The 21,187-nt window shown below is 70.3% G+C and carries 23 protein-coding genes and 1 tRNA gene; 12 read left to right on the top strand and 12 right to left on the bottom strand.

The window, feature by feature from the left end; all coding sequences use genetic code 11:
- Window positions 1-19 precede the first annotated feature (19 nt).
- The 4 genes from SCATT_RS15565 to dnaK are packed head-to-tail and all read right to left on the bottom strand — an operon-like array spanning window position 20 to window position 4,216.
- Window positions 20-469 (bottom strand): heat shock protein transcriptional repressor HspR, encoded by a 450-nt coding sequence (locus SCATT_RS15565; protein ID WP_014144041.1) that lies wholly within the window; start codon window positions 467-469, stop codon window positions 20-22.
- Window position 470: 1 nt separating this feature from the next.
- Window positions 471-1,640 (bottom strand): molecular chaperone DnaJ, encoded by a 1,170-nt coding sequence (dnaJ, locus tag SCATT_RS15560; protein WP_014144040.1) that lies wholly within the window; start codon window positions 1,638-1,640, stop codon window positions 471-473.
- Between the two features lie 45 nt (window positions 1,641-1,685).
- Window positions 1,686-2,366 carry a nucleotide exchange factor GrpE gene (gene grpE, locus SCATT_RS15555; RefSeq protein WP_014144039.1) on the bottom strand — a complete coding sequence of 227 codons (681 nt, stop codon included), beginning with the start codon at window positions 2,364-2,366 and terminating at the stop codon, window positions 1,686-1,688.
- Window positions 2,363-4,216 (bottom strand): molecular chaperone DnaK, encoded by a 1,854-nt coding sequence (dnaK, locus tag SCATT_RS15550; RefSeq protein WP_014144038.1) that lies wholly within the window; start codon window positions 4,214-4,216, stop codon window positions 2,363-2,365. Before dnaK ends, grpE begins: the two co-directional genes overlap by 4 nt.
- Before the next feature lie 311 nt (window positions 4,217-4,527).
- Between dnaK and SCATT_RS15545 the strand changes: the two genes are divergently transcribed.
- Both SCATT_RS15545 and SCATT_RS15540 read left to right on the top strand, forming a co-directional pair.
- Window positions 4,528-6,795, top strand: a complete 2,268-nt coding sequence (locus SCATT_RS15545) for a (Fe-S)-binding protein (protein WP_014144036.1) — start codon at window positions 4,528-4,530, stop codon at window positions 6,793-6,795.
- 171 nt (window positions 6,796-6,966) lie between these two features.
- Window positions 6,967-7,839 (top strand): Yip1 family protein, encoded by an 873-nt coding sequence (locus SCATT_RS15540; protein ID WP_014628143.1) that lies wholly within the window; start codon window positions 6,967-6,969, stop codon window positions 7,837-7,839.
- Window positions 7,840-7,918: 79 nt separating this feature from the next.
- Here SCATT_RS15540 and SCATT_RS15535 read toward each other — a convergent pair whose 3' ends face one another.
- Complete coding sequence (locus tag SCATT_RS15535) at window positions 7,919-8,425, bottom strand: phosphoribosyltransferase (protein WP_014144034.1); 507 nt, start codon at window positions 8,423-8,425, stop codon at window positions 7,919-7,921.
- 67 nt (window positions 8,426-8,492) lie between these two features.
- The gene (dcd, locus tag SCATT_RS15530) at window positions 8,493-9,068 is read right to left on the bottom strand and encodes a dCTP deaminase (protein ID WP_014144033.1); all 576 of its coding nucleotides are present in this window, start codon (window positions 9,066-9,068) and stop codon (window positions 8,493-8,495) included.
- 516 nt (window positions 9,069-9,584) lie between these two features.
- Between dcd and SCATT_RS15525 the strand changes: the two genes are divergently transcribed.
- Window positions 9,585-9,658, top strand: a tRNA-Gly gene (locus SCATT_RS15525).
- Window positions 9,659-9,726: 68 nt separating this feature from the next.
- On the opposite strand, the gene SCATT_RS15520 is transcribed toward SCATT_RS15525, so the two are convergent.
- From SCATT_RS15520 to SCATT_RS15505, 4 genes are read right to left on the bottom strand one after another with little or no spacing between them, the layout of a single operon-like run.
- On the bottom strand, window positions 9,727-10,239 hold the full coding sequence (locus tag SCATT_RS15520) for an NUDIX domain-containing protein (protein WP_014144031.1): 513 nt from the start codon (window positions 10,237-10,239) through the stop codon (window positions 9,727-9,729).
- Entirely contained in the window at window positions 10,236-10,394 is a 159-nt protein-coding gene (locus SCATT_RS15515) for a hypothetical protein (protein WP_231905097.1), read from the bottom strand. Before SCATT_RS15515 ends, SCATT_RS15520 begins: the two co-directional genes overlap by 4 nt.
- Window positions 10,395-10,447: 53 nt before the next feature.
- Window positions 10,448-10,744 (bottom strand): hypothetical protein, encoded by a 297-nt coding sequence (locus tag SCATT_RS15510; protein ID WP_014144029.1) that lies wholly within the window; start codon window positions 10,742-10,744, stop codon window positions 10,448-10,450.
- Complete coding sequence (locus SCATT_RS15505) at window positions 10,731-11,285, bottom strand: bifunctional DNA primase/polymerase (RefSeq protein ID WP_322972941.1); 555 nt, start codon at window positions 11,283-11,285, stop codon at window positions 10,731-10,733. The genes SCATT_RS15510 and SCATT_RS15505 overlap by 14 nt, the downstream gene beginning before the upstream one ends.
- A 233-nt stretch (window positions 11,286-11,518) precedes the next feature.
- On the opposite strand from SCATT_RS15505, the gene SCATT_RS15500 reads away from it, so the two are divergent.
- On the top strand, window positions 11,519-12,916 hold the full coding sequence (locus SCATT_RS15500) for a helix-turn-helix domain-containing protein (protein WP_014144027.1): 1,398 nt from the start codon (window positions 11,519-11,521) through the stop codon (window positions 12,914-12,916).
- A 5-nt stretch (window positions 12,917-12,921) separates the two neighbouring features.
- On the opposite strand, the gene SCATT_RS15495 is transcribed toward SCATT_RS15500, so the two are convergent.
- Complete coding sequence (locus SCATT_RS15495) at window positions 12,922-13,848, bottom strand: phosphotransferase family protein (protein ID WP_014144026.1); 927 nt, start codon at window positions 13,846-13,848, stop codon at window positions 12,922-12,924.
- A gap of 303 nt (window positions 13,849-14,151) precedes the next feature.
- Here SCATT_RS15495 and SCATT_RS15490 point away from each other — a divergent pair, with 303 nt between their 5' ends.
- The 3 genes from SCATT_RS15490 (at window position 14,152) to SCATT_RS15480 (ending at window position 16,462) form a co-directional block, all read left to right on the top strand.
- The gene (locus tag SCATT_RS15490; protein ID WP_014144025.1) at window positions 14,152-14,355 is read left to right on the top strand and encodes a cold-shock protein; all 204 of its coding nucleotides are present in this window, start codon (window positions 14,152-14,154) and stop codon (window positions 14,353-14,355) included.
- Window positions 14,356-14,547: 192 nt separating this feature from the next.
- On the top strand, window positions 14,548-16,008 hold the full coding sequence (locus SCATT_RS15485) for a DEAD/DEAH box helicase (protein WP_014144024.1): 1,461 nt from the start codon (window positions 14,548-14,550) through the stop codon (window positions 16,006-16,008).
- A 196-nt stretch (window positions 16,009-16,204) separates the two neighbouring features.
- Window positions 16,205-16,462 carry an SCO5918 family protein gene (locus tag SCATT_RS15480; protein ID WP_014144023.1) on the top strand — a complete coding sequence of 86 codons (258 nt, stop codon included), beginning with the start codon at window positions 16,205-16,207 and terminating at the stop codon, window positions 16,460-16,462.
- Window positions 16,463-16,578: 116 nt separating this feature from the next.
- Here the strand turns inward: SCATT_RS15480 and SCATT_RS15475 are convergent, their stop codons facing one another.
- The gene (locus SCATT_RS15475; protein ID WP_014144022.1) at window positions 16,579-16,950 is read right to left on the bottom strand and encodes a hypothetical protein; all 372 of its coding nucleotides are present in this window, start codon (window positions 16,948-16,950) and stop codon (window positions 16,579-16,581) included.
- 409 nt (window positions 16,951-17,359) lie between these two features.
- On the opposite strand from SCATT_RS15475, the gene SCATT_RS15470 reads away from it, so the two are divergent.
- From SCATT_RS15470 to SCATT_RS15450, 5 genes are all read left to right on the top strand, one after another.
- On the top strand, window positions 17,360-17,701 hold the full coding sequence (locus tag SCATT_RS15470) for a helix-turn-helix domain-containing protein (protein ID WP_014144020.1): 342 nt from the start codon (window positions 17,360-17,362) through the stop codon (window positions 17,699-17,701).
- A gap of 139 nt (window positions 17,702-17,840) precedes the next feature.
- On the top strand, window positions 17,841-18,650 hold the full coding sequence (locus tag SCATT_RS15465) for a TetR/AcrR family transcriptional regulator (RefSeq protein WP_014144019.1): 810 nt from the start codon (window positions 17,841-17,843) through the stop codon (window positions 18,648-18,650).
- Between the two features lie 46 nt (window positions 18,651-18,696).
- Window positions 18,697-19,857: an MAB_1171c family putative transporter gene (locus SCATT_RS15460; RefSeq protein ID WP_014144018.1), complete on the top strand. Its 1,161-nt coding sequence runs from the start codon at window positions 18,697-18,699 to the stop codon at window positions 19,855-19,857.
- A gap of 315 nt (window positions 19,858-20,172) precedes the next feature.
- Window positions 20,173-20,613 carry a helix-turn-helix domain-containing protein gene (locus SCATT_RS15455; protein ID WP_014144017.1) on the top strand — a complete coding sequence of 147 codons (441 nt, stop codon included), beginning with the start codon at window positions 20,173-20,175 and terminating at the stop codon, window positions 20,611-20,613.
- Window positions 20,610-21,185: a toxin gene (locus SCATT_RS15450; RefSeq protein WP_014144016.1), complete on the top strand. Its 576-nt coding sequence runs from the start codon at window positions 20,610-20,612 to the stop codon at window positions 21,183-21,185. The genes SCATT_RS15455 and SCATT_RS15450 overlap by 4 nt, the downstream gene beginning before the upstream one ends.
- Window positions 21,186-21,187 lie beyond the last annotated feature (2 nt).

Below are 21,187 nucleotides of genomic sequence, written 5' to 3'. Positions count from 1 at the left end.
TGCGCGTCGGTGGCGGGCGTCACTCGGAACGCTTGGGCCGCCACACCACCAGCGCGCTGGTCTGCTGCACGTCCTGGTAGGGCACGAGGTCACGGCGGTACGAGGCGTGCACCGCGGCCTCCCGCTGGCGCATGGCCGCGGCGGCGCCGTCCAGCGTGGCCTCCAGCTCGGCGATCCGCGCCTGGAGCGCGGCGACCTGGTTCTCCAGCTCGATGATGCGCTTGATCCCGGCGAGGTTGATCCCCTCGTCCTGGCTCAACTGCTGGACCTGGCGCAGGAGTTGGATGTCCCGGGCCGAGTAGCGGCGGCCCCGGCCGGCGGTACGGTCGGGGGAGACCAGACCGAGGCGGTCGTACTGACGCAGCGTCTGCGGATGCAGCCCGGAGAGCTGGGCCGCCACCGAGATCACGTACACCGGCGATTCGTCCGTCAGCTCGTACGGGTTGCGTCGTGCGCCCCGGCCGTCCATCTCATGCTCCCTTCGCGGCCTTGAACAGCTCCGCCCGCGGATCGAGGTCCGCGGTCGCCTCGCGATACGCCTCCAGTGCGTCGAGCGCCTTGCCCTCGACGTCCGACGGTACCTGGACCTCGACGGTGACCAGCAGGTCTCCGCGAGTGCCGTCCTTGCGGGTGGCGCCCTTGCCGCGGGCGCGCAGCGTACGCCCGTTGGGGGTGCCCGGGGGCAGCCGCAGGGTGACCGGGGGCCCGCCGAGGGTGGGCACCTTGATCTCCCCGCCGAGCGCGGCCTCCGGGAAGGTGACCGGCACGGTGACCGTGAGGTTGTCGCCCCGGCGGCCGAAGACCGGGTGGGGCTGGACGTGCACGACCACGTAGAGGTCGCCGGCCGGGCCGCCGCGTTCGCCCGGGGCGCCCTTGCCGCGCAGCCGGACCCGCTGGCCGTCGGTGACCCCGGCCGGGATCCGCGCCTGCATGGTGCGCGAACTGCGGGCGCGCCCGCTGCCCTTGCACACCTCGCACGGGTCCTGGGCGATGAGCCCGCGCCCCTTGCAGTCCACGCACGGATCGGTCAGCGAGAAGCCGCCACCGCCACCGCGCGAGACCTGTCCGGTGCCGACGCAGGTCGGGCACACCCGCGGCGTGCCGTTCTTGTCGCCGGTGCCCGAACACGCCTTGCACGGCGACTGGCTGGACAGCCGCACCGGGACCGTCTCGCCGTGCACCGCCTCGGTGAAGCTCAGCGTCACCTCGGTCTCGATGTCCTGGCCGCGCCGCGGCTGGGTACGGGTGGGCCCGCCCCGGCCGCCGAAGAGCCCGCCGAAGACGTCCCCGAGGCCGCCGCCGAAGCCGCCGCCCCCCTGGCCGCCCCCGCCGAACAGGTCACCGAGGTCGAAGTTGAAGCCGCCCGGACCGCCGGCGCCGCCCGGACCACGGAAGCCTCCGTTGCCGAAGAGCGCCCGCGCGTCGTCGTACTCCTTGCGGCGCTTGGCGTCCGACAGGACGTCCGCGGCCTCGGAGATCTCCTTGAAGCGCTCCTCCGCCTTGGCGTCGCCCTTGTTGGCGTCCGGGTGGTTCTCCCGGGCCAGCTTGCGGTACGCCTTCTTGATCTCGGCCTCGGTGGCGTCCTTGGGCACGCCGAGGACCTTGTAGTAGTCCTTCTCCAGGAAGTCCTTGGTGCTCATCCCCGGCGTCCCTCCTCTCCTCCGACGAGCGCCGGCCGCCCCGCGTCAGCCCTGCTCCGGGCCACCGTTCTCCTCGTCCCCCGGCTTGCCGTCCGGCGACTTCTCCGCGGCCTCCTTGGCCGACTCCTTCGGCTGGCTGCCCGGCTGCGGCTCGGCGACCGCGACCCGGGCGGGCCGGATGGTGCGTTCGCCGATCCGGTACCCCGGCTGCAGGATCTGCACGCACGTGGTCTCGGTGACGTCCGGCGAGTAGCTGTGCATCAGCGCCTCGTGCACCAGCGGGTCGAAGGGCTCGCCCTCCTTGCCGAACTGCTGCAGCCCCAGCTTGGCGACGACCGTCTCCAGCGACTCGCCGACCGACTTGAAGCCGCCGACCAGCTCGCCGTGGTCCCGGGCGCGGCCGATGTCGTCGAGCACCGGCAGCAGTTCGCCGAGCAGGTTGGCGACGGCGACCTCGCGGACCGACACCCGGTCCCGCTCCACCCGGCGCCGGTAGTTCTGGTACTCGGCCTGGAGGCGCTGCAGATCGGCGGTGCGCTCGGCGAGCTGCCCGCGGACCGTCTCCAGCTCCTTGTCCCGTCCTCCGCCCGACCCCTCGGCCGGGGCCGCCGGGCCCGCCTGGTCGGCGGGTCCGGCGGCCTGCGCCGCGTCGTCGGCAGCGGCGGCCTCGGCGTCGGCGGGGACGTCAGAGGGCTCCTGGGCGAAGCCCTGCGACTCCTCCGTCACGCGGCACCATCCTTCTTGTCCTCGTCGACGATCTCGGCGTCCACCACGTCGTCGTCCTTGGACATGTTGACCTTCTCACCGCCGGCCGCACCGGCACCGGCGGCGGCACCCGCGGCCTGGCTGTCGGCGTACATCGCCTGGCCGACCTTCTGGCTGACCGCGGCGACCTTCTCGGTGGCCTCGCGGATCGCGGCGGTGTCCTCGCCCTTGAGCTTCTCCTTCAGGTCGGCGACCGCGGCCTCGACCTCGGTCTTGACCTCGGCGGGCACCTTGTCCTCGTTGTCCTTGAGGAACTTCTCGGTCTGGTAGACCAGCTGCTCGGCCTGGTTGCGGGTCTCGGCGGCCTCGCGGCGCTTGTGGTCCTCCTCCGCGTACTGCTCGGCCTCGCGCATCATGCGGTCGATGTCGTCCTTGGGCAGCGCCGAGCCGCCGGTGACCGTCATGCGCTGCTCCTTGCCGGTGCCGAGGTCCTTGGCGGAGACGTGCATGATGCCGTTGGCGTCGATGTCGAAGGTGACCTCGACCTGCGGGACGCCGCGCGGCGCCGGCGGCAGGCCGGTCAGCTCGAACATGCCGAGCTTCTTGTTGTACGCGGCGATCTCGCGCTCGCCCTGGTAGACCTGGATCTGCACCGACGGCTGGTTGTCCTCGGCGGTGGTGAAGATCTCCGAGCGCTTGGTCGGGATCGTGGTGTTGCGCTCGATCAGCTTGGTCATGATGCCGCCCTTGGTCTCGATGCCCAGGGACAGCGGGGTGACGTCGAGCAGCAGGACGTCCTTGACCTCGCCCTTGAGGACACCGGCCTGGAGCGAGGCGCCGATGGCCACGACCTCGTCCGGGTTGACGCCCTTGTTGGGGTCCTTGCCGCCGGTCAGCTCGCGGACCAGCTCGGCCACGGCCGGCATCCGGGTGGAGCCGCCGACCAGCACCACGTGGTCGATCTCGGAGAGCTGGATGCCCGCGTCCTTGATCACGTTGTGGAACGGCACCTTGCACCGCTCCAGCAGGTCCGCGGTGAGCTGCTGGAACTGCGAGCGGGTGAGCTTCTCGTCCAGGTGCAGCGGCCCCTCGGCGGAGGCGGTGATGTACGGCAGGTTGATCGAGGTCTCGGAGGACGAGGACAGCTCGATCTTCGCCTTCTCGGCGGCCTCGCGCAGCCGCTGGAGGGCCATCTTGTCCTTGGACAGGTCGACACCGTGCCCGGACTGGAACTGCTTGACCAGGTAGTCGACGATGCGCTGGTCCCAGTCGTCACCACCGAGGTGGTTGTCACCGTTGGTGGCCTTCACCTCGACCACGCCGTCGCCGATCTCCAGCAGCGACACGTCGAAGGTGCCGCCGCCGAGGTCGAAGACGAGGATGGTCTGGTCGTCCTTCTCCAGGCCGTAGGCGAGGGCGGCGGCGGTCGGCTCGTTGACGATGCGCAGGACGTTGAGGCCCGCGATCTCACCGGCCTCCTTGGTGGCCTGGCGCTCGGAGTCGTTGAAGTAGGCCGGGACGGTGATCACCGCGTCGGTGACCTTCTCACCCAGGTACGCCTCGGCGTCCCGCTTCAGCTTCTGCAGGATGAACGCGCTGATCTGCTGCGGGTTGAAGTTCTTGTCGTCGATGCCGATCTTCCAGTCGGTGCCCATGTGGCGCTTGACCGACCGGATGGTGCGCTCGACGTTGGTGACCGCCTGGCGCTTGGCGACCTCGCCGACGAGCACCTCACCGTTCTTGGCGAAGGCGACGACGGACGGCGTGGTCCTGGCGCCCTCGGCGTTGGTGATGACGGTGGGCTCACCGCCTTCGAGAACACTGACGACGGAGTTCGTCGTGCCCAGGTCGATGCCGACCGCACGTGCCATGGTTAGATCCTCCAGCCAACTTGAGTGGAACTGACTCAAGAGTGCCGGACGATCCGGAGGGCGTCAACTGACATGAGTCCGGCCGACTCAACTTGTCTGCGAGTAAGAAACGCATAAGTACGCCCCGGGCCGGTCCGCCACCCCCCTCCTCCCCGCCGGCCGGGCCCCCTGTCACCCTCCTGCCAGCGACACAGATCACCGCCGTCCCGGCTGTATGAGGCTGTGGATAACGGGTAATCTCGGAAGACCACATAAGTTACTGCTTAGTAATCGTTAGTGAGCCTCCGCTCTCGCAGGCCCGAGGAGCCCCCATGCAACTCGCCGCGATCATCGTGTCGCTGGTCCTGATCGTGGTCGGCGTGGCACTGTTCGGCCGCGCTCTCCTCCAGATCTACCAGTTCATGCGGCTCGGCCAGCCGGTCCCCGCCGGGACCCGGACCAACGACCCCGTCCAGCGCACCGTCACCGTGGCCAGGGAGTTCCTCGGCCACACCCGGATGAACCGCTGGGGCGTCGTCGGTGTGGCGCACTGGTTCGTGGCCGTGGGCTTCTTCTCCCTGCTGCTGACGATCGTCAACGCCATCGGGCAGCTGTTCAAGGCCGACTGGCTCCTGCCGGTCATCGGCGACTGGGCGCCGTACAACGTCTTCGTCGAGTTCCTCGGCACGATGACGACGATCGGCATCCTCGTCCTGATCGTCATCCGGCAGCTGAGCCACCCGCGCGCCCCGGGCCGCAAGTCCCGCTTCGCCGGCTCCAACTTCGGCCAGGCGTACTTCGTCGAGGCCGTCATCCTCATCGTCGGCGTCTGCATCTTCATGCTGCACGCCCTGGAGGGCGCCCAGCACCACGTGAACGGCTACGAGGCATCCTTCTTCATCTCGTACCCGGTCGTCGCGTGGCTGAAGGGCATGAGCGTCGCCACGCTCCACAACCTCACCTACTTCTTCGCCGGCCTGAAGATCGCGACCTCCTTCATCTGGATGATCACGGTCGCCCTGAAGACCGACATGGGCGTGGCCTGGCACCGCTTCCTGGCGTTCCCGAACATCTGGTTCAAGCGCGACGCGGACGGTGGGACCTCCCTCGGCGCCCTCCAGCCGATGACCTCCGGCGGCAAGCCGATCGACTTCGAGGACCCGGGCGAGGACGACCAGTTCGGCGTCTCCCAGGTCGAGCACTTCTCCTGGAAGGGCATCCTCGACTTCTCCACCTGCACCGAGTGCGGCCGTTGCCAGTCGCAGTGCCCGGCGTGGAACACCGGCAAGCCGCTCTCGCCCAAGCTGCTGATCATGTCGCTGCGCGACCACGCCCACGCCAAGGCCCCGTACCTGCTGGCCGGCGGCGGCAAGTCGGCGGAGGGCGAGGAGAAGGCGAGCGAGGAGCAGCTCGCCCAGGTGCCCGCCGCGGCGCTGGCCGAGGCCGAGCGCCCGCTGATCGGCACCGCCGAGGAGAACGGCGTCATCGACCCCGACGTCCTGTGGTCCTGCACCACCTGCGGCGCCTGCGTCGAGCAGTGCCCGGTCGACATCGAGCACGTCGACCACATCATCGACATGCGCCGCTACCAGGTCATGATCGAGTCCTCGTTCCCGTCCGAGGCGGGCACGATGCTCAAGAACCTGGAGAAGAAGGGGAACCCCTGGGGCCTGCCGAAGAAGCAGCGCCTGGCGTGGGTCAAGGAGGTCGACTTCGAGGTGCCGGTCGTCGGCGAGGACGTCGAGGACCTCACCGAGGTCGAGTACCTGTACTGGGTCGGCTGCGCCGGCGCCCTGGAGGACCGGGCCAAGAAGACCACCAAGGCCTTCGCCGAACTCCTGCACATCGCGGGCGTGAAGTTCGCCATCATGGGCGGCGAGGAGAACTGCACCGGCGACTCCGCCCGCCGCCTGGGCAACGAGTTCCTCTTCCAGCAGCTCGGCGCCGAGAACGTCGCCATGCTCAACATGGCCTTCGGCGAGGACGACGAGGACGAGTCGACCAGGAAGCCGAAGGCGGCGAAGAAGATCGTCGCCACCTGCCCGCACTGCTTCAACACCATCGCCAACGAGTACCCGCAGCTCGGCGGCGAGTACGAGGTCATCCACCACACCCAGCTGCTCCAGCACCTGGTCGACGAGGGCAAGCTGATCCCGGTCACCCCCGTCGAGGGCCTGATCACCTACCACGACCCGTGCTACCTCGGCCGCCACAACAAGGTCTACACCCCGCCGCGCGAGATCATCGCCAAGGTGCCCGGCCTGCGCAACGAGGAGATGCACCGCCACAAGGAACGCGGCTTCTGCTGCGGCGCCGGCGGCGCCCGGATGTGGATGGAGGAGCGCATCGGCAAGCGCATCAACAACGAGCGCGTCGACGAGGCCCTCTCGCTCAACCCCGACATCGTCTCCACCGCCTGCCCGTTCTGCCTCGTCATGCTGACCGACTCGGTCAACGGCAAGAAGAACGAAGGCAAGGCCAAGGAGTCGATCCAGGTCGTCGACGTCGCCCAGCTGCTGCTGGAGTCCGTCAAGACCCCCGCCGACCCGGCCGGGGACCCCGAGACGGCGGTCGAGCCGGAGCCCGAACCGGCGAAGTGACCCACCCGTGAACACGGCGGCCGGTGCCCGAAGGTCAGGGGGGCACCGGCCGTCGGCGTCCCCGGGGGCGCTCGTGGTGGTTCGCCCGGGCGTGTCACAGCTTGGCGGCAAACCGGCCCCGAGCCCCGGGCCCCGCCGTACCGCGCCCCGGCAGCGGGTAGTTTCGAGGACGTGGCTGGATTCAGGATCGGACGCGGACGCGCCGCAGGCGGACGTTCCGCGCAGCAGAACGACGGCGGGCAGCCGCCGTACCCCGGGCAGCGCCCTGCCGCGCCCGTCATGCCGCCGCCAGGCCCGGTCGGCGAGCCGGAGTACTTCGGCGCCCCCGCCGGCTACGGCCGCGATCCCCGCTACGACGACGCCGCGGGCCACACCCGTACCTTCGCCGTCGACGAGGCCCCCGGCTACCCGCCGGCGGGGTACGGGGACGCCCACGGCCCCGGGTACGACGACGGCCAGGTGGCCACCTACCGCGCGGGCCAGACCAGCGCCCCGCCGGCCGGCCCCAGGCTGCGCTGGCGGGAGCTGCTGGCCGGCATCGTGCTGCGCCCGGGGCGCACCTTCTGGCAGATGCGCGACCACCAGATGTGGGGCCCGGCGCTGATCGTCACGTTCGTCTACGGGATGCTGGCCGTCTTCGGCTTCGACAGCGCCCGCAAGGACGTGCTCGACTCGGCGTTCTCCAACAGCATCCCGTGGGTGGTGATCACCGCGGTCGCCGTGGTGATGAGCGCGTTGATGACCGGTGCGGTCACGCACGCGCTGGCCCGCCAGTTCGGCGGTGACGGCGGCTGGGCGCCCACCATCGGGCTGGCCATGCTGATCACCTCGCTCACCGACGCCCCGCGGCTGGTGTTCGCCGTCTTCCTCGGCGGTGCCAACGGCTTCGTCCAGGTCCTCGGCTGGCTCACCTGGCTGGCCTGCGGCGCGCTGCTGACCTCGATGGTCAGCCGGTCGCACGACCTGCCGTGGCCCAAGGCACTGGGCGCGGCCTCGGTTCAACTGGTGGCGCTGCTGGTGCTCTTCAAGCTGCCGGTGCTGTAGGCGACGGTGCCGCGAACGCGGTGGGGCCGGGTCGGAGATCTCCGACCCGGCCCCACCGCGTTGGTCCGCGGGACCCCGCTCAGGCGTCGAGCACCTGGCCCGCGCGGCGCACCACCGGCGGCTCGACCGACCACGGGAAGTTGATCCACCGGTCGGTGCGCTTCCAGACGTACTCGCACTTCACCAGCGACTGCGGCTTCTCGTAGATCACCGCGCACCGAACGTCGGCCACGTGCCCGGCGCAGAAGTCGTGCACCAGCTTGAGCGTCTTGCCGGTGTCGGCGACGTCGTCGGCGACCAGCACCTTCTTCTCGCTGAGGTCCACCACGTTGGGCACCGGCGGCAGCATCACCGGCATGTCGAGCGTCTCCCCGACCCCGGCGTAGAACTCGACATTCATCACGTGCAGGTTCTTCACGTCCAGCGCGTAGCCGAGCGCGCCGGCCACGAACAGGCCGCCACGGGCGATGGACAGGATGATGTCCGGTTCGAACCCGTCGTCGGCGACGGTCTGCGCGAGCTCGCGCACCGCCTGCCCGAACAGGGGGTAGGTCAGGTTTTCCCGGTCTTCGGCGGCAGTGGTCATGGCGGTGTGGTGGTTCCTGTCGGTCACGTGGTGCGAAGACCTCGGTGCGGGGCCCTGGCGCGCGGGGTCACACCTCGGTGCGGTGGAAGTTGAGGTAGGAACGGGACGGCGTCGGCCCGCGCTGCCCCTGGTAGCGGGAGCCGTACCGCCCGGAGCCGTACGGGAACTCGGCCGCCGAGGTCAGCCGGAACAGGCACAGCTGCCCGATCTTCATCCCGGGCCACAGCTTGATCGGCAGGGTGGCCACGTTGGACAGCTCCAGCGTGACGTGTCCGGAGAACCCGGGGTCGATGAAGCCGGCCGTCGAGTGGGTCAGCAGCCCGAGCCGGCCCAGCGAGCTCTTGCCCTCCAGTCGCGAGGCCACGTCCTCGGGGAGCGAGATCACCTCGTAGGTGGAGGCGAGCACGAACTCGCCCGGGTGCAGGATGAACGCGTCGTCCCCGTCCGGCTCGACCAGCCGCGTCAGATCGGGCTGCTCGACGGCGGGGTCGATGTGGGGGTAACGGTGGTTCTCGAACACCCGGAAGAAGCGGTCGAGTCGCACGTCGATGCTGGACGGCTGGATCATCGACTCGTCGAACGGGTCGATCCTGACCCGCCCGGAATCGATCTCGGCCCGGATGTCCTTGTCAGAGAGAAGCACGTGTCGAGGATACGTGGCGCGACGGGAACCGCGGGCCCGCCCCGATCCCGGGACGGCACCCGCGCCCTTCCGCACTCCTCGCTACCCGTGCGCCTGCCCGGCCCCCTGGACCGGCACGGCATGCCGCAGCCGCGCGCAACGCGGGCACCGGATCAACCGCCCGGGCCCGAGCCGCTCGGCGCCCAACCGCTGCAACGGGAACACAGTGGTGCTGAACAGATGCCCATCGGCACAACGAACGACGGTGCGCTCCATCGCTCCCCTTCTCTCCGCCCACGAGGTCCGTCGTCGACCACCCATCCACGTCAACGACAAAAGCCACATTAGGGGATGATCCACACCACCCTCACGGACCCCGGAAGGCGCGTCCCCCACCGTACGCCCCACCACCCCCAACACCCCCCTCCCGCCCCGCCCTTCCCCCACCCACACCAACGCCCCCGGCGCATGCACCGGGGGCTCCGCATGAGGTACAGTGAGCGACAACGCGACGCCTCCAGGGGCGTCGTCGATTCCGCGGGTGTAGTTTAATGGTAGAACATGAGCTTCCCAAGCTCAGAGCGCGGGTTCGATTCCCGTCACCCGCTCCATAGCGAAGGCCCAGGTCGTTGACCTGGGCCTTGTGTGTTGTCTGGCCACGTTGGGCGTCAGGCCGGGCTCACCGGATCGGCTGCGCATCGTGCAGGTACCTCGGGCGTCCGTCCGCCAGGGCCCGCAACGCGGCATGGAAGCGGTCGCGTAGCCGTGACGGCAGGAGTTCACCGGCTCGTTCCGGGAAGAGGAAAGCCACCTCGGCGACTTCGTCGTCACGCGGTCGTATGCCGGCTGCCTGGTCCTCGCCGAGGGTGCCGGCATCGAAGATGAAGGAGATCTGGTCGTCCCAGGGCCCATGGGGAGCGACCCAGTCGATGACCAGCACGTCTCGGAGCGTCACGGCGAGGCCGAGCTCCTCCCTCAGCTCGCGTGTCGCCGCGTCATGCGGCGGTTCGTTGGCCTCGGCCATCCCGCCCGGCAGGTCCCATCCGGGCTTGTACGTCGGTCTGACCAGCAGCACCCGACCGTTCGGATCACGCAGCAGGACGTCGGCGGCGACGCGCTTGCGTGCCTGCGTCGCGTTGCCCTCGGCGAGGTAGGCGTTCCGAGCGGCCGGATCGGCAGGTGTGGGCCTCATACCGGCGTACCTCCCCGGGACGACGTGACGATGTCGGCGAGCAACAGCATTCTGAACCTGACGGCCTCGTCGAAGCGCTCCAGGTAGTCGCGCACGGGCAGGTAGGTGCGGTGCGGGTTCAGCAGCGTGCGGAGGTCGTGGAGCTGGTGAATCACCCGCCGGATCGGAGTGCGTGGATCGGTCACGTTGTTCAGCCCGTGTGCCTGCGTCAGTCGGTCGTGCGGCCGCAGCCGTCCGCCGTGTCATGCGGGTCGCGGATGCAGGCAATTGCCCGGCGCAGCAGTTCCGCCAGGCGTTCGGCGGTCGATGGGGATACCCGGCCCAGTTCGATCAGCCCTTGCCCGAAGGCGTTCAGTTCGGCGCGCAGGCAGGGGAATTCGCGTGCCATGCCGGCCGCGGTCAGGACGTCCCGGAGGGTCGTGGTGGCGTTGCGGGCCGCGTACCACTCATTGGTTTCCAGCGGGGACCAGTGGGCCGTGTCGCTGGGTGCGTCATCGGAGTGCATGGCCGTTCACCCGCTTCCATTCCTCGGCGTAGGCGGCTTCCACGTTGGGGTGATCGCGGCCGTAGCGGTCGGCGGCGGCGATCAACTCGGCGGCGGCCACGGACATCACGGCCAGGGCGACCGCGCGCAGCGGGGAGACCTCCGGTCGTCCGATCGGGGCACGAAGCCACTGGTGCCGGTCTGTCGGCATGGGCATCGGGCCCGGCACGACCACGGAGGAACCCTCGTCCAGGTACCGGTATTCGGGCGGGTCGTCCGTCTCGCGCGCCAGGAAGCGGGCGAATCGCTCGCGGGACCGGTGGGGCAGGAAGAAGCCCACGCACGTGGCGCCCCAGTCCATGAAGACCGGCCCCACCGGCATCTTGTGCCGGTCGAGTTGACCGAACGTCTCTATCCCGAGACGCTGGTCGATCACCACCACGTCGAAGAACGTGCCGGTTGCCAGCGGGTACGGCAGGCGCGGATCGTCCGCCCAGCATGCGCGGCACGCCTCCGGGTCGTCGGCGGCGGCGGACAGCCACTGGACGCCCCGCCTCGTCATCCTGTGCATGTCGTCCCTCTCGCTCGACTGCCCGACAGCCCGGTCGGCCGTCGGGCTTCAAGAATCAAGCGCCCGCCTGTGACCTGGGCAGATGACGACAGATGACGGGGGATGACGACCGTCGCTCAGGCGCGTCATCCCCCGTCGGCATCTGATCAGAAGCGAATCCCCGCCAACTCCTCACGGTGATCGGTACATTCGGATCCGTAAGGGCACTACGGGCGGTGGTCCGGATGGTGATCGCGACGAAACCCGCGCAGTCGTGCGGCACCCTCCTACGGGACGCCCGCAAGAGACGCGGTTGGAGCCAGCCGAGGCTCGCCATCGAGCTGCGCCGCATCGCGGGACGACACGGCCGGACGCTGCCCGCCGATTCAAGCGTGAAGCGCCGGATCGCGAGCTGGGAGAACGGCCACAGCGCACCGGAGGAGTTCTACGGGCCGCTGTTGTGCGAGGCGTTCGGACTCACCGCTGCCGCGCTCGGGTTGAAGCACCTGACCGGGCAGGACGCGGCACTGCTGGACACCAGCTATCCGGCAAGCCCGGATACGGCGATCGCCGGTGTGGACCGGTTGTGGCGGGCCGACCTCAACGGCTACGAACCACTGCTTGAGGCCGGACCGTCCGAGCACGCCTGGAGCGAGGCGTCACTGCGCTGGCTGGTCGCCCCGGAAGCGTCCTTCCCCTCCGCGCGGGGCCCCGAGGCACCACGTGTCGGCCTTGGTGATGTGACCGTGGTCAAGTCGACCAGCGACATGTTCGCCCAGCTCGACGACCGGTTCGGGGGAGAGCACGCACGGCAGTCGGTCATCCAGTACCTCAGCCAGGACGTGGCGCCGCTGCTCAAAGGGACGTACACGGAGTCGGTGGGCCGGGCCCTGTTCTCGACCGTGGCCGAGTGCACGCTCCTGGCCGGCTGGATGTCCTACGACGCCTGCCACCACGGACTCGCGCAGCGGTACTTCCTCCAAGCCCTCCGGTTCGCCCAGGACGGCAACGACCGCCGCCTCGCCGGAAGCATCCTGTCGGCCATGAGCCATCAGGCCACCTTCGTCGGCGAGTTCGTCCACGCCGCGACGCTGGCCCGCGCCGCGCTCATGGGTATCTCGGGGGTGGCCACCCCGACCCTTCGCGCACAGTTCCACGCCATGGAAGCCCGCGCCCTGGCCCGTACAGGAGACCGGCGCGGATGCGAGGCGGCACTCGCCCAGGCCGCCAAGCACCTGGAGAGCCGCAACAGTGACGACGAACCCGAGTGGATCACGTACTTCGACGAGGCCGAACTCGCCGCCGAAGCCGCCCACTGCTTCCGTGACGTGCGCAGCGCCCGTCAGGCCGTCGCCTACGCCGAGAACGCCATGAGCGGCAGCCACGTCCGCAGCGACTTCTTCGCCACCATGGTGCTCGCCGACGCCCACCTGCACGCCAAAGATCCCGAAGAAGCGTGCCGCGTGGCCCTGGACGCCCTCGACCTGGGCGAACAGCTACGGTCGGCACGCTGCGTGGCGTATCTCGCCGAGTTCCGCGGCCACCTCGATTCCGTCGGCGACTGCGCCGCTGTCCGAGACTTCCACGAGCAGGTGGCGGACCACCGGCTGTGGGCCGCCACCGAGAAGCGCATGCGGCGCTAGACGGCTCAGAACGGCCGCCAGTCCTTTCGGCTGCCACCGGTACGCAACGCGGTAACCCGCCTGGCGAACTCCTCCGCCGACTTGGTGTCCGTGGAAACCTGCTGCCCCATCCAGAGCACCATCATCAATTCGCGCAGGTCGGCGAGAACGGGATAGCCGGGCCAGTTCATCACGTCGAAGCCGTAGTGATGGACGAACGCCTCGTACTCGGTGCGGGTGTGCCAGCCGTACCGGTCGTAGTACATCGCCGTCAGGATCAGATCCCACTCACGCGGGGCGACGGCGAAGCCGTCCAGATCGATCAGGATCGCCTGTCCGTCACGGTCGCGCAGCAGGTTCCCTATGTTGGCGTCCCCGTGGATCAGCCCGAACGGGAGGACGAAGTCCAGCCGGTCGTATGCCTTGCCAAGCCCGGCCGCGCGTTCGGCGAGGAAGGCGCGGTTCTCGTCACCGACTCCGTCGAGCCCGGCGAAGTACGTCCCCACCTTGGCGAAAGGGTCGAAGTACGGCAGCCCGAGGGACTTCGGCTGCTCCAGCCGGTGAAGCCGACGCAGCAACTCCGCCAGCTCCTTCACGGTGCCGTACTCCTCGGCGTCCTGGGCGCTCTCCCAGAAGGTGACCACCCGGCCGGCGGCGGTCACCGGCTGCCGGACACCGGGCAGAACCCGCGTGGCGGGGAAGCCCTCCGACTCCAGCCACCGCGCCACCCGGACCGCCCGTTCCATCCCGGCGGCGCTGTCCGGATCGCGCGCCACCCGGACGATGGCGGGAGACGATGCCAGCCGGTACACGGCGTTGGACCCCAGACGCAGCAGCTTCGCGCCCCCGCAGTCGAGGCCCGCACCCCGGCACGCCTCGTGCAAGGATTCCCCCGCCGTCTCCGCAGTGAACTCCGCCGCACCGCTCGGGGCCCCGTCGTCACCAGAGATCATGACCCCGACGCTACAGACCGCCGCGGCCGCCGGACAGACGGTCGCGCCACCGAAAATCCACACCCACAGGGAGCAATATCTGTTCTCGCCGAATGAGATTTCAGCCGGGGCGGCGGCGAGTATTTCTCGGCCGGTGGCCGGAGTGTAATTACCGACCGTGCAGGGGCGAGCGTAGCGTGCTACTGTCGATGTCAGTTGCAGGTGTGGTTGCCAGAAGGTTCATTCCCGACGGGGTAATCATCACGGCGACTCAGGGTTCGCACGGAGCGAATTCTCGACACCGCCTCCCGAAGGAGAAATGACATGGCTAGTGGCACCGTGAAGTGGTTCAACGCGGAAAAGGGCTTCGGCTTCATCGAGCAGGACGGCGGCGGCGCCGACGTCTTCGCGCACTACTCGAACATCGCTGCCCAGGGCTTCCGCGAGCTGATGGAAGGCCAGAAGGTGTCGTTCGACATCGCGCAGGGCCAGAAGGGCCCGACGGCCGAGAACATCGTGCCTGCCTGACGCACCGGCACTGATACGCACGTCGCAGCTGGGGCCCGCACCTTGGGGTGCGGGCCCCAGCTCGCTTCATTCCCGGGGCGATTCCGCCCCGTCGTTTCCGGCCCGTTTCTCGCGATTCCCTGCGCCGCTCGTTCCGCTGCGGAAATCCCTTGATACGCGCCCGCATCGAGCCCGCATCAAGGAAGGTTCCGCATGAACCGCACCCGTACCACCCGCGCCCGCGGCAATGGCGCGTACGACCGTTCCAGCGTTCCGCGCCGTTCCGCCGGTCACGGAAACCGGCCGCCGGGGCGGGGCGAGTTCGCCCTGCCGAAGACGGTCACGCCCGCGCTGCCCGCTGTCGAGTCGTTCGCCGATCTGGCCATGCCGGCCCCGTTGCTGGCCACGCTCGGCCATGAAGGGGTGGCCGTTCCGTTCCCGATCCAGGCGGCGACCTTGCCGAACGCCCTGGCCGGACGGGATGTGCTCGGCCGGGGCCGCACCGGGTCGGGCAAGACCCTCGCCTTCGGCCTCGCCGTACTGGCCCGTACCGCCGGACGGCGTGCCGAGCCCCGCCGGCCGCTGGCGCTGATCCTCGTCCCCACCCGTGAGCTGGCCCAGCAGGTCACCGACGCGCTGGCGCCGTACGCCCGTTCCGTGCGCCTGCGGCTCGCCACCGTCGTCGGCGGGATGTCCATCGGCAGGCAGGCCGGCGCGCTGCGGAGCGGCGCGGAGGTGGTCGTCGCGACGCCCGGCCGCCTCAAGGACCTCATCGACCGGGGCGACTGCCTGCTCGCCGACGTCGCCACCACGGTTCTCGACGAGGCCGACCAGATGACCGACATGGGCTTCATGCCCCAGGTCACCGCCCTGCTCGCCCAGGTGCGCCCGGACGGCCAGCGGTTGTTGTTCTCGGCCACCCTGGACCGCAACGTCGACCTGCTGGTCCGCCGCTACCTGACCGACCCGGTGGTCCACTCCGTCGACCCGTCGGCCGGTGCCGTCACCACGATGGAACACCACGTGCTCCATGTGCACGACGCGGACAAGGACCGCACGACCACGGAGATCGCGGCCCGGGACGGCCGGGTCATCATGTTCCTGGACACCAAGCACGCCGTGGACCGGCTGACCAAGCACCTGCTGAACAGCGGTGTCCGCGCCGCGGCCCTGCACGGCGGCCGGACCCAGCCGCAACGCACCCGGACCCTGGCGCAGTTCAAGGACGGTCACGTCACCGTCCTGGTGGCCACCAACGTCGCCGCCCGCGGCATCCACGTCGACAGCCTCGACCTGGTCGTCAACGTGGATCCGCCCAGCGACCACAAGGACTACCTGCACCGGGGCGGCCGTACGGCCCGCGCCGGGGAGTCCGGCAGCGTCGTCACCCTGGTCACCCCCCGTCAGCGCCGCGACATGACCCGGCTGATGGCTTCGGCCGGCATCACCCCGCGCATCACCCCGGTCCGCTCGGGCGAGGCGGAGCTGAGCCGCATCACCGGTGCCCAGGCGCCCTCCGGGGTCCCGGTGGTCATCACCGGGCCCGCCGCGGAACGTCCCCGCCGCGCAGCGTCGCCGTCCCGGAACCCCCGGGGCCGCGCCGGCCGGGGACGCCCCGCCGGCGCGGGGGTGCGCCGCGGCGCGCAGCGGCGGCCGAACGACTCGGCCGCGTGAGTCCCGCGCGGTCCCGGGAGCCCTGGTGGCCTGCCGGGGCCGTGACGGCCGTCGGGACCGGGTCCCTTGGCGGGACGTCCTCGGCGGATCGCTTCCCTCGTCCGGCGCCCGCTCCGGCGGCGGTGGGTACGGCCGGCTTCCGGTCGTACCCGTCTTCTCGTGCTGTTCCCCGTGACTTCTCCCCTTGTGAGGCATCATGCGCTGTGTCATCGCCCGGTACCCGTTCGAGCTGAGCAGGGCCGGGGTGCTGGCCTCGATGAAGGGCGTCAGGCCCGAACCGGTCACGGGGGAGTCCGTGACCATCGGCCGCCGCTGCTACCCGGTCAAGCAGGTGGGCCAGGTCCTCACGCGGCAGGACCCGCGTGACTTCACCGCCGGCGAGGTCACGCGGGCCATGACGCGCCTGGGCTTCACCTGCCACGACCGCCCCGAGGTCGCCTCCGTGGAGGTGTGAGGGCGGGCGGCGAACCGCTTCGGGACCCCGGTGGGGGCCCTGCCGACGCGTGTCGGCGGGGCCCCCACCGCTGTGTCGCCGTCCGTCCGGAGGCCGCCGGGCGGGACGGCGGGGCCTCACCGGTCGGAGTAGCTGAGATCACCCACCGTCCACGCGCTGACGTCCTTGATCGCGACCCGGTACATGCCGCCGGTCTCCGGGATCCCGAGGCTGCCCTGGAGGATCCGGGCGAGGTGGAAGTGCAGATGCGTGGGGGCCTCGCCACCGGGCCGGTGCCCGCGCGGACCGCGGGCGAAGACGTCCGCGAACGCGCCGAGACGGTCCGAGTCCTTCAGGACCTCCGCCACCCGCTCCCTCCACACGGCCTCCGGCGCCAGTCGGCCGGTGAGGACGGCGCCGCCGACGACCACGGTCAGCGACATCTGATTGCTTCGCTCGGACTCCACCGCGGCGGAGAGGGCGACGAGCAGCTCATCAGGGTTCGACATGACAGCAGAGCTTATGCCGCCCGCCCGTGGCCGTACCGTCCCCGGGGCCGAAGCGGTCGTGCCCTCGGCGGGCGGCGGGCCTCCGGCACCGGTGCGGGCTGACCGCGGAAGGATTCCTCGCCCACCAGGAGAGTGAAATCTACCGTTGCGACTGTAGACTTTTGCTGCTGGCGTGGGTACGCTGCTTCTCGTAGACACGGTCGAAGGAGCTTCGCCAGACATGAACTGGCGGAGAGGAACGGAGGAGCGAACGCCATCAGGAACCCCTGGGCCCCGGAAGCACGCGGCCCGGGTAGCGGAAACAAGAGGTCGGCACGGTGGTAGAGCCGACAGATGGTGTTGAATTTCCTTCGGGGCCCTGGTGCCGTACGGCACCAGGGCCCCTCGACGCGTTGCACAGTGAGGTGACATGACATCGGACAACCCCCTGAACGACCGCCTGGACGATGATGACTACCCCGCGTACACGATGGGCCGCGCGGCCGAGATGCTCGGCACCACCCCGGCCTTCCTCCGAGCCATCGGCGAGGCTCGTCTGATCACTCCGCTCCGCTCGGAGGGGGGACACCGCCGGTACTCCCGCTACCAACTGCGGATCGCCGCCCGCGCCCGCGAACTCGTCGACAAGGGCACCCCGATCGAGGCCGCGTGCCGCATCGTCATCCTCGAGGACCAGCTCGAGGAAGCGCAGCGCATCAACGCCGAATACCGCCGCGCCGCCGAATCGGCGGGCAGCGCCGGCTCCAGCTGACGTACGGCCGCGAGGCCTCGGTTCCGGAGCGGCGACGACACGAAGCGGGGCCGGTCCCCGCGCGTCCGCCGTTCGCCGGGCACCGCTCCCCGACCACGCGCGTCCTCCACCCCGCGCCGGGCGCCGCCACGATGCGCCCGTGGCCGGATCACGCCGTCCCCGACTCCGGGCGACCACCGCCCGCAACCTGCCGTTCGACCCCGACCGGTACCGTTCGGCCATGGATGTTTCCGGAACGAGTGCCAGTGATGCGAAGGACGGGCTGCCGGGCGGCGTCAAGGAAGCTGCCCGGGGGGTGCTGGGGAAGGCCGGCGCGGCGGGGCTGACGCTGGAGGCCGTCGCGCGGGAGCGCGGCGTCGCCGTCGCCGAGGTGGAGGCGGTCTTCCCGCACCGGGACGATCTGCTGACCGCGCTGGTGATCGACGCGTACAACGCCTCGGGGGCCGCGATGGAGCGGGCGGACGAGGCGGCCCGGGAGGCGGGCGCGTCGGCGGGGGCGCGGCTGCTGGCGGTCACCCGGGCGCTGCGCAGCTGGTCGTTCGAGCACACCGAGGAGTTCACGCTGATCTACGGCTCTCCGGTGCCGGGGTACCACGCCCCGCAGGAGACCGTGCCGGCCGCCTCGCGTACCCCCGCGGTGCTCGCCGCCATCGTGCGGGCGGCGCTGGAGGGCGGGGAGCTGACCCCGCCGCGGCGTGCCGTGCCCGGGCCTCCGCTGCTGCTGCCGGAGGCCGTGCAGCTCTTCGGCGGGGTGCCCGAGGCCCCGTTCTCGGACATCATCGAGCGCGGCATCGTGCTGTGGAGCAACCTCATCGGGCTGCTGATCTTCCAGGTCTTCAGCCGTACCCACGACAGCGTCCGGGACGAGTCGGCGTTCTTCGACTACGCCATCGCCGTGGCGGCCGAGGGCATCGGGCTCACCGTCCCGGCCGGCGAGGACGCCGAATAGCCGCCCGCCGCACGGCGTGGCGTGACACCGGCGGAGAATTCAGGCCGTGAACACCACCAGAACACTCTGCTTCGTCATCGAGGCGCTCACCTCGTACGCCGCGCTCGGCTACCGGCTGTGCCAGGTGCGGCGCAGTTGGCGGGAGAGCGCCTACCGCACGCTGGTGATCACCTTGGCGTTCCAGTGCCTCACCTTCACGATGGGTGCCGTCGCCATGGGGAGCGGGAGCTTCCTGGGCGTCGGCAACCTCGCCATCCTGCTGATGCACCTGGCGGCGGTGGCCTTCTGCGTCAGCGCGCAGATCATCCTGCTGCACTGGGCGGTCGACGGTGCCGAGGCGGTACGGAAGACCCGCTACTGGCTCGTCACCGGGGTCGCCCTCGACGCGCTGCTGGCCGCGCTCTTCTTCGTCGCCGACGGCACCGGGCGGCCGGCGTCGGACTTCAACACCGGCAGCGGACAGCCGCTGGTCCTCATCTACCTCCTGGTCTTCATCGTCTCCCAGGCGGTCCCGTGCGTGACCATCTTCCGCCAGTGCGGCCCCTACGCGCGGATGGCCGGCAAGGCGTCACTGCGGCAGGCGTTGCGGCTGCTGTCGGTGGCCGCGGTGATCCTCTTCCTCTACTGCCTGGCCAGGACGGTCAACATCGTCACCGCCGCGTGCGGGGTCGACATCGGCGGGTGGCAGCTCGCCGCGTCGGTCTTCAGCGCGCTGGGGATCGTGGTGCTCTCGCTCAGTCTGACCATCCCCTCCTGGGGCGCGTCGGCGGCCAAACTGCTGCACTGGGCGCGTAGTTACCGTGCGTACCGGTCGCTCTACCCGCTCTGGCGGGACCTGTACGAGTCGTCCCCGGACATCGTGCTGGAGCCGCCGGGGGCGTCGGTGTCGGACCTCGACTACCGGCTGCACCGGCGGGTGATCGAGATACGGGACGGATGGCGGGACCTGCGCCCGTACATCGACCGTACGGCCGCGGGCGCCGGGGCCGGCGCGGACGGGGCGGGGACGAGCGAGGAGTCGCGGCAGGCGCTGGCCGAGGCGGCGCAGATCCGGCAGGCCCTGCACGCCAAGCGGGCCGGGACCATCCCGGACCACAACAAGGACGTCGGCGACTTCGACGACCGTGACCCGGACAACTTCACCGCGGAGGTCGCCTGGCTGACCAAGGTGGCGTCCGCGTACCGGCGGCTGGCCAAGGCGGGTTGAGGGATCCCGCCCGGTCCGCCCCCGTCGGACCGGGCGGGATGCGTTCCCCCGTTTCCCCCGTGATTTCCCCCGTTGTTCACTGCTCGGCCGGGCGTTGACGGCCCCGGCCCGACTGTCCCGTGCCGCCCTCCCCGGGGGCCGGTCCAGGTCGTCGGCCAACAGCCAACTCGGCTCCCCCCGTGAGCAGAGTTAGCTGTCAGCTAACGACGAGGTCCACGGTGGCGGAGTCCGGGCTGATTGTCAACTGCCCGCTAATCTGCGAGACTGCGAATTAGCCGACAGCAAGTCTGGGAGGTGACGGGAGGGAGACCGGCGATGTCCGACACCGACGACCGGCCCATGCTGGCAGTTCGTCTGGACAACCTCTTCAAGACGGTGCGCCCCAAGGGCAAGCACTGGACCAACGCCGAGGTGGCCGAGGAGCTGAAGCGGGCCAACCCCGATCTGCGGGTCGGCGGTGTGTACTTGTCGCAGTTGCGGACGGGCAAGCGCTCCAACCCCTCACCGGACCTGCTGGCCGCCCTGGCGCGTTTCTTCGGGGTGTCGGTCGCCTACTTCTTCGACGACAAGGTCGCCGAGTCGGTGCTCAGCGAGGTCGCCGCCATCGAGGCGCTGCGGCAGGCCGGGGTGCGCGCGGTGGCGATGCGCGCGGCCGGCATGAAGTCGGAGAACCTCCAGGCCATCACGGCCATCATGGACCAGTACCGGCAGATGCAGGGCCTGCCCCCCGTCACCGACCCCCCGGAGGCGGAGTGAAGGGCGGCCGGACCGGGCGGTCAGCCGACCACGACCGCCGCAGCCGGCTCAAGAAGCTCCGCAAGGCCGGCGCCCGGCGCATCGCCGAGCTGGGCCTGCCCCAGGTGGCCGACGTGGCCGAACTCTGCCGTTATCTCGGTGAGGTACGGGGGCGCCCGATCACGCTGGTGCCGATGCAGATGCCCGCGTCGTACCCGTGCGGCATGTGGGTCGCCGCACGCGACGAGGACCTGATCTTCTACGACGCCAACACCACCAGCGCGCATCAGGAGCACATCATCTTGCACGAGCTGGGCCACATCATCTGCTGCCATCGCGGGGCGGGTTGGCTGGACGAGGCGAGCGCCCGCCTCCTCTTCCCCAACCTCGACCCCGACCTGGTCCGCGACATGCTGCTCCGCGCCACCTACGACGACGTGCAGGAACAGGAGGCGGAGATCATCGCCTACCTGCTCTCCCAACGGGTCGGCGGCGCCGGACGGCAGCGGACGGCGTCGGACGGCGAGGCCACCGGCGCCGCGCGGACCGACGGCGACGCCATGCTCAGCCGGATCGAACGCACCCTGATCTGACG

The organism is Streptantibioticus cattleyicolor NRRL 8057 = DSM 46488, assembly GCF_000240165.1.
Classification (GTDB): domain Bacteria; phylum Actinomycetota; class Actinomycetes; order Streptomycetales; family Streptomycetaceae; genus Streptantibioticus; species Streptantibioticus cattleyicolor.
Note: the sequence above shows the minus strand (reverse complement) of the source record. Positions and strands in the feature narration are given on the sequence as shown.